Below are 14,881 nucleotides of genomic sequence, written 5' to 3' on the forward strand. Positions count from 1 at the left end.
TTTTTAACAACAATGTCGTGACTGACATTCCAACGCTGCCGGATTTGGCGCAATGAACGTTTATTAGCGGCATTAAACGCCGTTCGCAGGGGCGTCAGAATAGGCTTTTTCAGTCGCTTCCAGCGCGGAATCGGTATCTGCGGCGTGGCCGAGGCTTTTCAGGGCGCTGGAGAAGGCCGCGATATTGGCTTTCACCGCCTCCGGATGCGCCCTCCGACCGGTGTGATTGAGCCTTATCAGGCGTTCCGCGCCGGGGCCGACACCGGGGGAAATATCCGCGCCGTGCTTTTGGGATGCAGCCGCGAGGAACGCCTTGGCTTCCACGGTATCCGGCAGGATCGCCGTGGAAACGAGGGCGGAGGCGTGTGCCTCCTCCACCCAGGTCGGGATACCGAGCGCCCTGATGCCGCTCCGGGTGGCCGCCGCCGCTCTTTCATGGCGTTCATTGGCGGATTCCAGACCTTCCGCCTCTAGCCGGTCGAGGGCGGCCTCCAGCGCGTAGAATTCCAGCGGAGGAGGCGTTCCGGGCAGCGCGCCGCGGCCGGCATCGAGCCAGAGTTTCTTCTGGTCCATAAGCGAGAGCATGGAGTTTTCCGGCGCATCACCATGGGAAAGTAGCTCCCACGCTTTTTCGCTGACGGAAATGGCGGAAACCCCCGCCGGGCCGGCCAGCGCCTTTTGCGGGCCGATCACGGCGATATCGATGCCCAGCCGGTCGACCTCGAAGGCATGTCCGCCGATGGAGGCGACGGCATCGACGAGCGTGACGATGCCCCTTTGCCGAGCGAGCGCGGCAATGGCGGGCAGGGGGTTGAGAATGCCGCTCGCCGATTCCGCATGGACGATGGCGAGAAGATCGAAGCCCTGACCCTCGTTCAGCGCCCGTTCCACCTCCTCCAGCGTGACCGGCTTCGCCGGGCTGGCGGCCAGGTTGCGCACCGTCGCGCCGCCTCTCGCGAGCCAGCCGCCGAACCATGCGCCATAGGGGCTGGTGACGATGTTGAGCGCTCTAAGGCCCGGTCGGGCAAGGCTTGTCGCCGCCGCCTCAAGCGCCAGCACGGCTTCCGCCTGTATGAGAAGGACGTCGTTCCCCGTGCCCATCAAGGCTGCCAGCCGGTCAGAAAGAATGGCGTAACGCTCCGCGGGAAAGGCAGGTGGGTCGAGCAGCAATGCATAATCCGGAACGGGCATGTCTTTTCCTTACGTGGCAATGGTCAGGCGCGGTGCGGCGTCGATCAGGGTTCTGGCGGTCGAGGATTGCGGCGCCGAGACGATATTTCCCGTCCCGCCGATTTCAACGATCCGCCCCGCTTCCATGATGGCGACGCGGTGGCAGACGGCCCGGATGACCGCGAGATCGTGGGAAACGAAAATACAGGAAACGGTCGTCTCCCGCTGTATTTCCACCAGCAGTTCGAGGATTTGCCGGCGAACGGAAACATCGAGCGCGGAGACGGCTTCGTCCAGAATGAGAAGCGACGGTTTGAGCGCAATCGCCCGTGCAATCGCGACACGCTGCCTTTGGCCACCGGAAAGCTCCAAGACCGAGCGGCCGGCATAGCTGGCGGGCAGGCCCACGCGCTCGAGAAGGCGGTGTATTTCCGCCGCACGCTCGCGTCTTTTGACCGTGCGGTGAATGCGTAACGGTTCGCCGATGGCATCCTCGACGCTGGCGCGCGGATTGAAGGCGCCATGCGTGTCCTGAAACACCATCTGCATATGCCGGCGGGCGGCCCGAAGCGTGCCGCCGTCAAGCGCCAGCCAGTCACGGCCTTTGAAATGGATCGTGCCTTCATCGGCCGGGATCAGCCGCATCAGAATGCGCGCCAGTGTCGATTTCCCGCAGCCGGAGGGACCGGCAAGCCCCAAGGTCTCGCCGGGCTGAAGCGAAAAGGAGATGTCGGAAAGCGCCGCCACCGTTCTTGCGCCGGTGCGATAGGTTTTCGACAGTCCGTCGACACTCAGAAGGGCTTCGTTCATGACTCGGCCTCGCTGATGAGCGGCGGGGTGGAGAGATCGAGATAATCGGCAAGCAGCGCACGCGTATAGTCATGGGCGGGTGCGGAAAGCACCCGCCGCGTCGGGCCGTGTTCCACCAGTAGCCCCGCGCGCAGAACCGCGATCTCGTCGGCAAGGCTGGAAGCAAGGCCGATATCATGGGTGATGAACACCAGCGTCTTGTTTTCCTGCCGCACCAGATCGTCCAGCAGCGTGGCGATGGCGGCCTGACTGACCGTATCGAGCGCGCTCGTGGCCTCGTCGGCAATCAGGATCGAAGGACTGGCGGCAATGGCGGCGGCAATCGCCACGCGCTGCCTCTGGCCGCCGGAAAGCTGGTGCGGATAGGCGGTAAGCAGATGGGAAGGATGCGGCAGCCGCACCCGGTCCAGAAGATCGCGGGCAAGATCGCGCGCTTGCCTCCATGACAGGCCGAGATGCCGCACGGCGCCTTCCGCCACCTGTTCGCCGATGGTGAGAACCGGGTTCAGCGTCGCGCCGGTATCCTGAAAGATCGTGCCGATATCGCGTCCGGGCTGTGGCCTGCCGTGAAACAGGCCGCTATCGCGGCTCCAGGAAATATCGCCGGAAACCCGCGCATTGCCGGGAAGAAGCCCGGCAATGGCTCTGCCGAGCGTGGATTTTCCCGAACCGCTTTCGCCGATGATCGCCAGCCTCTGCCCCTGCCGAATCGTCAGCGAAACATTCTGCAAGGCCGGTGCATCGCCCGCCGCATAAAAAACGCTGAGATCGTCGATCCGGCACAGCGCATTTCCGCTCATGGCGCTTGCCTCCTCGTCGCCATCGCCCTGTTGATGCCTTCGCCGAGAAGATAAACGCCGAGAACCGTGACCAGAAGGCCGATGCCGGGGATGACGGACAAAAACGCGGCCGAGCGCAGGACGTTGCGTCCTTCGGCGATCATCGAACCCCATGTGACGATATTGGGATCGCCGAGCCCGAGGAAGGACAGCGCGGCCTCGGTGAGGATGGCGGCCGCGACGATGATGGCGGCGAGCGCCATGACCGGCGGCAGGGCATTCGGTAAAATCTGCCTGAAGGCGATTTCCAGCGGATGCATGCCGATGGCGCGGGCGGATTGCACGTAGTCGCGCTCGCGGATGCTCAACACCTGCGCCCGCATCAGCCGCGCCGGATCCGCCCATGCGCCGAGCGCAATGGCGAGAATGACGATGGGCATTGAGGGGCCGATGGTGCTGACGAAGGCGAGCGCGAGCAGGAAATTCGGCACGATCTGGAAGGCGTCGGTGACGCGCATCAATGCCTCATCCACGAGGCCGCCCGCAAAACCGGCAATGGTGCCGATGACGGTGCCGATCACCAGCGCGGCGGCGGCGGCGCCCATGCCGACGAGCAGGGAGGCCTGCGCGCCATGGGCAAGCTCGGCCAGCACATTGCGGCCCAGCCGGTCGGTGCCCAGCGGCAGGGTGGCATCCGTAAAGGGCGCAATCAGCGGTTCGCCGACGATGGCCAGCGGGTCGCCCGGAAAGAAGAGGGGGGCGGCGAGCGCCGTCATGGCAAGCAGCACCAGAATGATGGTGCCCGTGGCGCCTTCGAAACTGCGCAGCAGCCGGAGAGCGAAACTCATGCCTGTCGCTCCCCGCTGCCGATGCGCGGATCGAGGACGGCATAGACAATATCGACGGCGAGATTGACGAGGATGACGAAGACGGCGCTTGTCAGAATAATGCCCATTAAAAGCGGCGTATCGCGACCGCTGACGGCCTCCTGCGCCAGCCGGCCGAAGCCGGGAATCGCGAAGACGCTTTCGATCACCACGCTGCCGCCCAGCATGGTTGCGGCCTGCAGGCCAAGCACGGTGACAAGCGGAAGAGCGGCGTTGCGAGCGACATGGCGCAGCACGATCCGTCTCTTGGAAAGTCCCTTGGATTGAGCAAAAAGCACGAAGTCCAGCGGCCAGACCGCCGCCATGGCGGTGCGCATGACGCGCAGGAAAAGCGCGAGATAAATGAGGCCGAGACTGGCGACCGGCAGCACGAGATGGCGGGCAATATCGAGCGCCCTTGCAAATCCCTGCTTGCCCGAGGCGATGGTTTCGATGCCTGAGGTGGGCAGCCATTTGAGTTGAACGGCAAAGACGATGGCCAGCACGAGGCCGAGCCAGAAGCCGGGCGTGGCGTAAAGCGCCAGCGAAAGCGTTGAAAGCACGCGGTCCGTCAGCCCTCCGGGACGCGCGCCGGCCACGATGCCAAGCCCGGTGCCGAGGATGAAGGCGAATGCGGTGGCGCTGCCCATCAGGAGAAGCGTGTTCGGCAGCCGCTCGAGGATCAGCCCCAGCACCGGCCGGTCGAAGGCAAGCGACCAGCCAAGATCGAGCCGCAGCACCGAGCTGGCATAGAGCCAGAAACGGGCCAGCACCGAACCGTTCAGGCCATATTGCTCGCGCAACACATCCCTGAGCCCGGCATCGCCGCCGCCGATGGAGACGAGATAGGCGTCTACCGCGTCTCCAGATGCATTTTCAAGCAGTACGAAAGTGAAGATGAGAACGATCAGTAGCACCGGAATGGCGCTGACTGCCCTTCGCTTCAGCAATGTTACTGCACGCTTCACGATGCGTCCTTACGTATCGACCGCCGTATCCGCCCAGTTGGAAACGGCCCAGCGGGGATTGCTGGCGACATGTTTGACCGTATCGCGCGCCACCGTGATGAAGCCCCATTCGGCAACGTTGATCAGCGGCAGATCGGCGGCGACCTGCTTCTGGAAATCTTTATAAAGCGCCGTGCGCGCGGCGGTATCGACCGTTATCGCCGCCTTGTCGATCAATTCGTCCAGCGTCTTGTTCTCGTAACCGCCCTGGTTGGAGAAGCCGACGCCCGCCGGAATGCCGGAACGCACGAGAATGGTGGTGGAAATTGCCGGGTCGCCGCGGAAGACCGGCGGCGCGATGGCGAGATCGAAGGCATGATCGGTGTAGACGGCCTTCTGGTGAGCGGCTGAATCATTATTGACCAACTCGGCATCGATGCCGATTTCCTGCAGCGCCTGACGAAGATAGGAGCCGAACTGCCTGGTTTCGTTGAAATAGGGCGCCGGCAGAAGTTTCAGCGAGAAACGTGTTCCGTTCGGGCCGCGCGCATAACCCGCCTCGTCCAGCAGGGCATTGGCCTTGGCCACATCGAAATCATAGGTCTCGACATCGTCGGTATAGAATTCAGGGGCGTTCTTCGGTACTGGGCCTGTGGATGCTGTGGCGTAACCGAGGAAGACCTTGTCGATGACGAATTTTTTGTCGATGGCGTGGGCGATGGCCTTTCTGACCTTGAGATCGGCCAGTTCCTTGCGGCGATGGTTGATTTCGACCACCAGCTGATAGGTCAGCGCCTCGTAGCCATCGGCAATGACCTTGATGCCCGCCACCTTTGAGATGCGGTCGAGATCGGCCAGAGGCACGGCGGAGAAGGCGGCGAGCTGGATTTCCTCTGCTTCGAGCGCGGAGGCCGCACCCGCCCGGTCCGGCAGGACGCGGTAGATGATCTCTTCGAGCTGCGGTTCGTCCTTGCCCCAATAATTGGGATTGCGGGTCAGGCGATAATATTCGCCGGGCTTGTATTCGGCAAAGACGAAAGGCCCGGTGCCGACCGGCTTGGTATTGGCCGGGTTGGTGGCGATATCCGTGCCTTCATAAAGATGTTTCGGCACGACGCTGGTAATGACCGGCAGCGCGTTGCGGATGAGCTGGAAGGGCGTGGGCTTGGAGAAGCGGAAGATTGCCGTGTGTTCATCCGGCGTGTCCACCTTCTCGAGATTGGCGAAGACCAGCCGTCCGAGATTCTGTAACGGCTTCCAGATGGAGAGCGCCGAAAAGGCCACATCCGCCGAGGTAAACGGCTTGCCGTCATGCCAGGACACGCCTTCGCGCAGCTTGAAAGTGGCGCTGAGACCGTCATCCGATCCCTGCCATTCGGTCGCAAGCCGCGGCGCGAGCCCGTCCTTGCCATCGAAGGAGGCCTCGGCCAGCGGCTCGACGATCTTGCTGGCGATATAAAACACGCCGTTTGAGGCGACGATCGCCGGGTTGAGGTTCTTCGGCTCCGAATCGGCCGCCACGATCAGCCTTCCGCCGGGTGCCGCCTGCTGCGCGGCGGCGATGCCCGCCAAACCCGTGGTTGCGGCAAGAAGGAGTGACGTCTTGAGAAGCGAGCGGCGGGACAGGTGGACAGGCGACATGATTCACTCCGGAAATGAGGGCTGGGCGGGCCTTTCCACTTGGTCCGCGGCGGCCGATCTTAAGACTGCAACCTCGGCAGTGTCCACGTTAATTCGCGGGCTTTACAGCAATGATTTTACGTTGCGCGGGCCTTTGCGGAAACAATATGCTTTCCGGCGGCAATGCGCTTTTCTCCTGTTGCGGTCCTGCCGGCGGCGATGTTCCGGAAAATTGATTTAACGCAATGAAATTAGGTGGTTGGGACACCGATGCTTCGGCCGTGTGTGCCCCGTTGCGCCTGTGGGCGGAGCGAAAATCTGCCGCGGTGACCCCGTTTGGAAAGGGGTAATTAACCTTTATTTTCTATTTCAGGGAGACCGAAATATGTACGTTTATGATGAGTGTGCACGCTGCCATGAGTTTCTCCCGATCCAGATTCCAGAATTCGTCCAATAGCGTAGGGGAGGGGAGCGAGAAGGCTCGTCATGCCGGCGGCCAGTCGGTTGCCGGTCAGCAGACGGCGGGAATGAAGGCCGGCGCGGCACCCCGGCAGAATGCCGATGTCAGCGCAGCCGACGCCATTGAAGGCCGCGCCGAGATGCCCGGCTGGCAGAATGCTTTCGTGCTTGGCCCGAATGTGCGTTTCACCCGCACGCCGGAAAGCGCCTTTGCCCGGCGTATGCCGGTCGAGACACCCAATATTCCGGAAGAAGAAATCCCGGCTGCCGCTCCACTTGAAACGGTGGAGCAGGAAGCGTTGGCGCAGCAGCAGGCTGTGCAGCAGGAGGTTGCTCCTGTCTCCCAACCCGTCGTGAAGCCGGCGGAGCAGCGCGTGCCGCCGCCGCGCATGCCGTTTCTGCCGCAGCCGCCGGAGGCCCGGGGCGCCAGAGCGCTGACTTACAAATTGCGGCTGGAGCTTGCCCGCAAGCAGGCGGAAGAGGCGGCTGCCGCTGCGCAGATGCCGGTTCAGGAAGGTATCTCCGTAGCCGTGGAAGCGCCCGTGCCGCAGATATTCCCGTCGGTTCAGCCGCAATCCGTCGCGCCTGCTGTCGAGGCCGCTCAGGCCGTCATTCCTGCTTTCGCCGCCCATCTGCCGGATGAGCTTTTCTGGGAAGTGATGACGCTCGATCTGCCGGGCAGTGCCGGCGAGGGCGTTTCCGCGTCCACGCGCGCCGTTCTTGCAAATTCGGTCGTCACGGCGCCAGGGATAGTCGCGCCGGTCGCCGTCGTGTCGCCGGCAGCCGCTGCGATCGTGCTTTCGTCCGAACCTCCTGTCGTCACCGTGCCGGGCGGTTCGGCAATCCGGCTTTACCGCGAGATCGGCGTGCGTCAGTCCGTCGTTCCTGCCGCCCTTCCGGTCGCTGAACAGGAAGTCGCGCCGCTGCCTGTCGCTGAAGCGCCGATGGTTGTCGAGACGCCGAGACCTGTGGAGCAGGTTCAGCCGGTTGAGAGAATTGCGGCCGAGCCGCGCTTCACGCCGCGCGCGCCCATCCAGTCCTCGCAGCCGATGTTCCGCGAAGCGCCTGTCTTCGCCGAGGGGGAATATGAATACCCCTCCATCGACCTTCTGCAGGAGGCCCGCGTTCAACAGACCACGACCATGACACCGGAAGCGCTGGAGCAGAGCGCCGGGCTTCTCGAAAGCGTGCTGGAGGATTTCGGCATCAAGGGCGAGATCATCGATGTCCGCCCCGGCCCCGTCGTCACGCTGTATGAATTCGAACCGGCTCCCGGCGTCAAGTCCTCGCGCGTCATCGGTCTCTCGGACGATATCGCCCGCTCCATGTCGGCGCTCTCGGCCCGTGTCGCCGTCGTGCCCGGCCGCAATGTCATCGGCATCGAACTGCCGAACCCGGTGCGCGAGACGGTTTATCTGCGCGAACTGATCGAAGCGACAGACTACGCCGAGACCCGCCAGAAGCTTGCGCTTTGCTTGGGCAAGACCATCGGCGGCGAACCTGTCATCGCCGAACTGGCGAAGATGCCTCACCTTCTGGTCGCCGGCACCACCGGTTCCGGCAAGTCGGTCGCCATCAACACCATGATCCTGTCGCTGCTCTATCGTCTGAAGCCGGAAGAGTGCCGTCTCATCATGGTCGATCCCAAGATGCTCGAGCTTTCCGTTTATGACGGTATTCCGCATCTGTTGACGCCTGTAGTCACTGATCCGAAAAAGGCGGTCATGGCGCTGAAATGGGCCGTGCGCGAAATGGAAGACCGTTATCGCAAGATGTCGCGTCTCGGCGTGCGCAATATCGACGGCTACAATGCAAGGGCAGCTGCTGCCCGCGCCAAGGGCGAGACGGTGTTCTGCAACGTGCAGAGCGGCTTCGACCGCGCCACCGGCGAAGCGGTCTACGAGCAGGAAGAAATGGACCTCACGGCCATGCCTTATATCGTCGTCATCGTCGACGAAATGGCCGACCTGATGATGGTCGCGGGCAAGGAAATCGAAGGCGCGATCCAGCGCCTGGCGCAGATGGCGCGTGCTGCCGGCATCCATCTCATCATGGCAACCCAGCGCCCGTCGGTCGATGTCATCACCGGTACGATCAAGGCGAATTTCCCGACCCGCATCTCCTTCCAGGTAACGTCGAAGATCGACAGCCGCACCATCCTCGGTGAACAGGGCGCGGAGCATCTGCTCGGCCAGGGCGATATGCTGCACATGATGGGCGGCGGCCGCATCGCCCGTGTCCACGGTCCTTTCGTTTCGGATGAGGAAGTGGAGAAGGTGGTCGCGCATCTGAAGACGCAGGGACGTCCGGAATATCTCGGCACCGTTACCGAAGACGCCGACGAAACCGACGAAGAGGTGGAAGAGGAAGCCGCTGTTTTCGACAAGACCGCCATGGGTGAGGACGATAGCGACGATCTCTATGAAAAGGCCGTCAAGGTGGTGATGCGCGACAAAAAGTGCTCCACTTCCTATATCCAGCGCCGCCTGTCCGTCGGCTATAATCGTGCCGCTTCGCTGGTCGAGCGCATGGAACAGGAAGGCATTGTCGGACCTGCCAACCATGTCGGCAAACGCGCGATTATCGCCGGCGAACGCTCTTCTTACGATGCCATGGGAGCGGAAGACTGATTGAGCCTTCGGGCGCGCGATATTCGATTGCAAAAACGCGTCCCGTGAATAGCTTGTGCGACATGGATTCTGGATCGGGAGGATTCCCTCATGGCGCACAGCAATGAAAAAGCCACCGTTCTGGCGAGTCTGGATGAGCTGGAGCGGTTTTGCCGCACCGTTTTCCTGGCCGCCGGCACCGATGACGAAACGGCCGATGCGGCGACGCGCGCCATGATGCACGGTACAAGGCTCGGTGTAGACAGCCACGGCGTCCGCCTGCTCGCCCATTATATTACCGCGCTCGAAGGCGGGCGTCTCAATCGGCGGCCGCAGATCCGCCGCGTTTCGGGCTTCGGCGCGGTGGAGACGATCGACGCCGACCACGCCCATGGCGCCCGCGCCACCTATGTGGCGATGGACAGCGCCATGGCGCTCGCGGAAAAATTCGGCATTGGCGCGGTGGCGATCCGCAACTCATCGCATTTCGGCCCGGCCGGCGCTTATGCGCTGGAAGCGGCGCGACAGGGCTATATCGGCCTCACCTTCTGCAATTCCGACAGTTTCGTGCGCTTGCATGATGGCGCCATGCGTTTCCACGGCACCAATCCCATCGCCATCGGTGTGCCGGCAGCGGATGACATGCCTTGGCTGCTGGATATGGCCACCAGCGCGGTGCCCTATAACCGTGTCCTGCTTTACCGGAGCCTCGGCCAGCAATTGCCGCAAGGTGTGGCCTCTGACGGCGACGGCGTCGATACCCGCGATCCCCATGCCGTTGAAATGCTTGCCCCGGTCGGCGGCGAGTTCGGTTTCAAGGGGGCGGCACTTGCGGGAATGGTCGAGATTTTCAGCGCTGTTCTCACGGGCATGAAACTCAGCTTCGATATCGCTCCCATGGGCGGGCCGGATTTTTCCACGCCGCGCGGGCTTGGGGCCTTCGTTCTGGCGCTGAAGCCGGAAGCGTTCCTGGAGCGCGAGGTGTTCGACGAGGGCATGAAACGTTATCTCGAGGTCCTGCGCGGATCCCCCGTGCGGGAGGATTGCAAGGTCATGGCGCCGGGTGACCGGGAGTGGGCGGTGGCGGCAAGACGGGAAAGGGAAGGGGCCCCTGTCGATCCCGTCACGCGGGCGGCCTTCTCGGAGCTTGCCGTAAAATTCTCGGTCAACCCGCCCGCCTATCATTAAAGCGGCCCGCAGCTGACGGCGGCGTTCCGCCGTCATACAGGATTAGGCGGGGCGCAGCAGCATGTTCGGGCGCGGATAGGGCGCTGCCGCCGCGCCCAGCCTTTCGGCGCCGATGGGGCGACCGATATAATAACCCTGCGCGTAGTCGATCTCCATCTGACGCACGAGCCTCAGCTGTTCCTCGGTTTCGACGCCTTCGATCAGGATCTTGTGGCCGCGATTGCGGATGAGGCGGATCATGTCCTGCAGCATCGCCCGGCCACGCGGGGTCTTGCTGTCGTGCAGGAAGGAGCGGTCGATCTTGACGGTATCGAAATCCGTCATGCGCAGCCACGAAAGGCCGGCAAAACCCGTTCCGAAATCATCCAGCCAGATATTGATGCCGAGCGTTTTCAGGTCGTTGAGACAACGCAGCACGTCCGAATGCATTTCCATGTCGACGCCTTCGGTGATTTCGAAGGCGAGCCTGTTGCCGGCAATTCCCGCCTCCACGAGAATGGCGGCCACCGAGGTGGCGAAACCCGGATTTTTCAATTGCATCGGCGATACGTTGACACTGACGACGGCCACCTTGTCATCTGCCAGTATCTGTTTGCAGACGGTCTTGATGGTCCACAGGCCCAATTCCATGATCGTGCCGGTGCGTTCGGCAATCGGAATGAAAATACCGGGTGCGACTGGATTGCCATCCAGCAGGCGAAGCCGCATCAGCGCTTCGACCCCCGCAGTCTCATTGGTCGAAATGTTGAGAATAGGCTGATAGACGAGGGAAACGAGATCTTCCGCGACGGCGATTTTCAGCAGGGCGGCAATGTTTTCCGTCTCGTCGCTGGTCTGCGGATCGTCCGGATCGAACAGCTTCATGCAGTTGCGGCCATTGCCCTTGGCTATATAGAGCGCGCGGTCGGCCTCGTTGATGATCTTTTCCAGCTTGCCGTCCGCATTGGGACGGGTGAAGGATGCACCGATGCTGACGGTGACGATGAAGGTGCCATCCCGGCGCTGGTCATGCGCAAGCGACAGGTCTTCAACGGTGTGGCGGATCGTTTCGGCAAGCTCACCCACCTGCTGCTTGGACTTGAACGGCGCCAGCACGATGAATTCCTCCCCGCCATAGCGGCCGATGGAAGCGCCGTGTTCGGTGATCGCATCCTGCAGGGCGTTGCCCACTGTCACCAGGCACTTGTCGCCTTCCTGGTGGCCGTAACGGTCGTTGTATTTCTTGAAGAAGTCGACATCGATCAGGAAAACGGCAAAGCCTTCTTCCTTCCTGATCCAGTTGTCCCACAGCAGGCGCAGATGGTGGTCGATGGCGCGGCGGTTCTGCAGGCCGGTCAGGGAGTCGGTATTGGAAAGCCGCAGCAGCGCCTGGCCACGTTCGTCCGCCGCCTTTTGCTGGGCCTTCGCCTCAAGCCCGTTGACGAAGACGTGGTAGCGCTCCCGGTTCAGGTTCCAGTTCACGTAAGAGGTGAAGACGAAACAGGATATGTAGAAGGTGCCGAAGGCGAACTTGTAGAAGCTGTCTTCGGGAAACTGCGTGGCCGCCAGAAAATAGGTAACGAGAATGATTCCTGAAGACACCAGCGACAGATGGAAGCGGAAGGTGAAAAACAGATTGGCGCCCATCATGAAGATCGCCCCGAAAACCATGTAATAGGACATGTTTTCGGTATTGTCGGTCAACAGCGAAGGCAGCAGCCAGCCGATATAGCCCATGACGAGAGCGGTGGCGCAGGTGAGATCGAGCGCGGTGGTGCTGGCGCCCTTGCTTAGCTGAATCTCCAGCGTCAGCAGGGATGACAGGACAACAATCAGGCGTGCGATAATGGTGTAAAAAGCAACGTCGGGTATCAGAATGATGTCGGTTGCGGCAAACAGCAGATAGATGAAGACAGCGGTCCACAGGCCCCGCCGGATCGAACCGCGGCGGCTGCGCTCACCTTCCTGCTGGTAAAGGGCAAGGAGTTCATCAGAAAACCGGGAGTCCGGCCGCCGATAGTCTTGCTGTCCACTCACCTCTCCCAATGTGTGCTTCATGCACTTTCCCATAGTGTTGCGTATACTTTATTAAGTAACTGCTTATTCCACTTTTCCGTGTGCTGTCGCACCCAGTGCGGGTTCCCGTCGATCTCTGCCGATGCGTGCGGAGAACATGGAAAGGAAGAACGCATCATACGTTCGCAACATTAAGTTTCACTAAATCGCGTATCTGCTTTCTCCCGTCCTCACGAGTGTGACCAAAAAAATACGCTAATCTACTAATGTATCCCTACACCGCTCAAAAATCGAAAGCGAGTGGCCTTCCGCCTCCCAGAAACGTATAGTTAACAATGTGTTAATACTGGAGGCTGAAGTGGTGCGGGTAAAGAAGAAAAATCTTGACGGGGCAAGTCTGATTACCCCGGATACTGTCGCAAAAGAGATTTTTGCACGCAGAACGGAAACATTCGATGAGCAGTTCGCAGTTGCGAAAGCAGAGATTGCGCTCATTCTCGAATTGGCACAGCAGCAATTCGACAATCGTGTTTCAGCACGTGAGATAATACATAGAACGGCGGGTGCACTGCATGCCCTGCGGGAGAAGCTCCACTCCAGCGTGTGGGCTGAACTGATTCCGCTGGTGCAGAATCACCCCGTTTCGGTCCATTTTCTGGAGGACCCGTTCACGCGCTGGTCTTTCGAAAAGCCGCGGGGTTATTCGGGCGATGCGCAGCTGCTCGATTTCATTTATGGCCACGACAGTGTTGCCGAACTGGTAAATAACGCCACGCCGCTCGGTGCTGCCCTTTACGACTACACCAGGGATGCCAGTTCCTCGGTCGCCGTGCGCGAGCGGCGCGATTTGCTGACGCGGTTCGTCGATGAGGCCGCGGCCCGGCACGGTAATGAGACGGAAATCCTCACCATCGCTTCCGGCCATCTGCGCGAAGCGGATGCCTCCGTGGCGCTGAAAGAGGGTAAAATCAAGCGCTGGGTGGCGCTCGATCAGGACCCCTTGAGCGTCGGTTCCGTCGCCCGCGATTTCAACGGTAGCTGCATCGAGGCGATCGACGGTTCCGTGCGCGATATCGTCCTGCGTACGCAGGAACTCGGCACTTTCGACCTGATCTACGCGGCCGGTCTCTACGACTATCTGAACGACCGCGTGGCGATCAAACTCACGCGGCGCTGCATGGAAATGCTGAAACCCGGCGGCATGTTCCTCTTCGCCAATTTCTCGGAAGACATCGTCGTCGACGGTTACATGGAAACCTTCATGAACTGGGCGCTGCTGTTGCGCTCCAAGGCGGATATGTGGCGTATCGTCAATGCCAGCGCCGATCCTGCAAGCATTGAGGCTGATGTGTTCTTCGGAGAGAACCACAATATCGTCTATGCCACGATGCGTAAGAAGGCGTGACATCCTTCGGGCCAGTCTCTGCTTGCCAATAACCATTTGATTAAACGCCGGCGCGGGCCTAAGAATCCGCGCCGAATGCGTTGCAGAATGGAATGGCTGAAATGAAGAGATATTATTCGGATATGGGCGGTCTGCCGGGACAGACGGAACTTCTGTCGAGCAAGGCGGTGTTCAAGACCGCCTATGCGGTCATCCCCAAAACCGTCATGTCCGATATCGTGACGAGCGTGCTGCCGCACTGGACCGGCACTCGCGCGTGGATCATCGCCCGGCCGATGACAGGTTTCTCCGAAACCTTCGCGCAATATATCGTCGAGGTACAGCCGGGCGGCGGCAGTGAGCGGCCGGAACCGGACGCAAGGGCGCAAGCGGCGATCTTCGTCGTTGACGGCGAAATGACCGTGGAATTCGAGGGCGTGCAGCATGCGTTGCGGGAGGGTTCCTTCGCCTTCCTGCCGGCCGGTTTCCGCTGGCAGCTTCGCAATTCGGGCAAGGCGCCGGTCAAGTTCCACTGGGTCCGCAAAGCGTTTCAGGCGGTCGAGGGGCTGGAGCCGCCGCCGGCGATCTTCACGCATGAGGATGAGCACGCTTTGTCGGCCATGCCGGATACGGACGGCAAATGGGCGACGACCCGCTTCATCGATCCGGAAGATGTGCGTTACGACATGCATCTCAACATCGTCACCTTCGAGCCGGGTGCGACCATTCCTTTCATGGAAACCCATGTAATGGAACACGGCCTTTATGTGCTGGAAGGCAAGGCCGTCTACCGGCTGAACGAGGACTGGGTGGAAGTGCAGGCGGGCGACTTCATGTGGCTGCGCGCCTATTGCCCGCAGGCCTGCTATGCGGGTGGGCCGGGCCGCTTCCGTTACCTGCTTTACAAGGATGTGAACCGGCACGTGAAGCTCTGGTAACGGGCGTCATATCGGCAAAACCCATGAATTATCGCGCAATCCGGCGGTTTGCGCGATAAATGCTTGCGTTAAATCGAATATCACTAATAAATCCGGTTATGCGGGCGGCTATCGCT

General features: G+C 61.2%; 11 protein-coding genes. 4 read left to right on the forward strand and 7 right to left on the reverse strand.

From position 1 onward, the window contains the following. Positions 1-72: 72 nt before the first annotated feature. From I3J13_RS13405 to I3J13_RS13430, 6 genes are read right to left on the reverse strand one after another with little or no spacing between them, the layout of a single operon-like run. Positions 73-1,191 carry a pyridoxal-phosphate-dependent aminotransferase family protein gene (locus tag I3J13_RS13405; RefSeq protein ID WP_196379111.1) on the reverse strand — a complete coding sequence of 373 codons (1,119 nt, stop codon included), beginning with the start codon at positions 1,189-1,191 and terminating at the stop codon, positions 73-75. 9 nt (positions 1,192-1,200) lie between these two features. After that, complete coding sequence (locus I3J13_RS13410; protein WP_196379112.1) at positions 1,201-1,980, reverse strand: ABC transporter ATP-binding protein; 780 nt, start codon at positions 1,978-1,980, stop codon at positions 1,201-1,203. After that, on the reverse strand, positions 1,977-2,780 hold the full coding sequence (locus I3J13_RS13415) for an ABC transporter ATP-binding protein (protein ID WP_196379113.1): 804 nt from the start codon (positions 2,778-2,780) through the stop codon (positions 1,977-1,979). The genes I3J13_RS13410 and I3J13_RS13415 overlap by 4 nt, the downstream gene beginning before the upstream one ends. Next, a complete protein-coding gene (locus I3J13_RS13420; RefSeq protein ID WP_196379114.1) occupies positions 2,777-3,607 on the reverse strand; it encodes an ABC transporter permease in 831 nt (276 codons plus the stop codon). The genes I3J13_RS13415 and I3J13_RS13420 overlap by 4 nt, the downstream gene beginning before the upstream one ends. Then, positions 3,604-4,593, reverse strand: a complete 990-nt coding sequence (locus I3J13_RS13425; protein ID WP_059757292.1) for an ABC transporter permease — start codon at positions 4,591-4,593, stop codon at positions 3,604-3,606. Before I3J13_RS13425 ends, I3J13_RS13420 begins: the two co-directional genes overlap by 4 nt. Before the next feature lie 9 nt (positions 4,594-4,602). Then, complete coding sequence (locus I3J13_RS13430) at positions 4,603-6,213, reverse strand: ABC transporter substrate-binding protein (RefSeq protein ID WP_196379115.1); 1,611 nt, start codon at positions 6,211-6,213, stop codon at positions 4,603-4,605. Positions 6,214-6,587: 374 nt separating this feature from the next. Here I3J13_RS13430 and I3J13_RS13435 point away from each other — a divergent pair, with 374 nt between their 5' ends. Both I3J13_RS13435 and I3J13_RS13440 read left to right on the forward strand, forming a co-directional pair. Continuing rightward, positions 6,588-9,281 (forward strand): DNA translocase FtsK, encoded by a 2,694-nt coding sequence (locus tag I3J13_RS13435; protein ID WP_196379116.1) that lies wholly within the window; start codon positions 6,588-6,590, stop codon positions 9,279-9,281. Positions 9,282-9,371: 90 nt separating this feature from the next. After that, positions 9,372-10,448 (forward strand): Ldh family oxidoreductase, encoded by a 1,077-nt coding sequence (locus I3J13_RS13440; protein WP_196379117.1) that lies wholly within the window; start codon positions 9,372-9,374, stop codon positions 10,446-10,448. A 42-nt stretch (positions 10,449-10,490) separates the two neighbouring features. On the opposite strand, the gene I3J13_RS13445 is transcribed toward I3J13_RS13440, so the two are convergent. Then, positions 10,491-12,485 carry a putative bifunctional diguanylate cyclase/phosphodiesterase gene (locus I3J13_RS13445; protein WP_059757281.1) on the reverse strand — a complete coding sequence of 665 codons (1,995 nt, stop codon included), beginning with the start codon at positions 12,483-12,485 and terminating at the stop codon, positions 10,491-10,493. Between the two features lie 316 nt (positions 12,486-12,801). Between I3J13_RS13445 and I3J13_RS13450 the strand changes: the two genes are divergently transcribed. Beyond that, positions 12,802-13,848 (forward strand): class I SAM-dependent methyltransferase, encoded by a 1,047-nt coding sequence (locus tag I3J13_RS13450; RefSeq protein WP_196379118.1) that lies wholly within the window; start codon positions 12,802-12,804, stop codon positions 13,846-13,848. A gap of 92 nt (positions 13,849-13,940) precedes the next feature. Then, positions 13,941-14,765 (forward strand): bifunctional allantoicase/(S)-ureidoglycine aminohydrolase, encoded by an 825-nt coding sequence (locus I3J13_RS13455; protein ID WP_196379119.1) that lies wholly within the window; start codon positions 13,941-13,943, stop codon positions 14,763-14,765. Positions 14,766-14,881 lie beyond the last annotated feature (116 nt).

Origin of the sequence: Agrobacterium leguminum, from assembly GCF_015704895.1 — a bacterium.
In the GTDB taxonomy this organism is placed as follows: domain Bacteria; phylum Pseudomonadota; class Alphaproteobacteria; order Rhizobiales; family Rhizobiaceae; genus Agrobacterium; species Agrobacterium leguminum.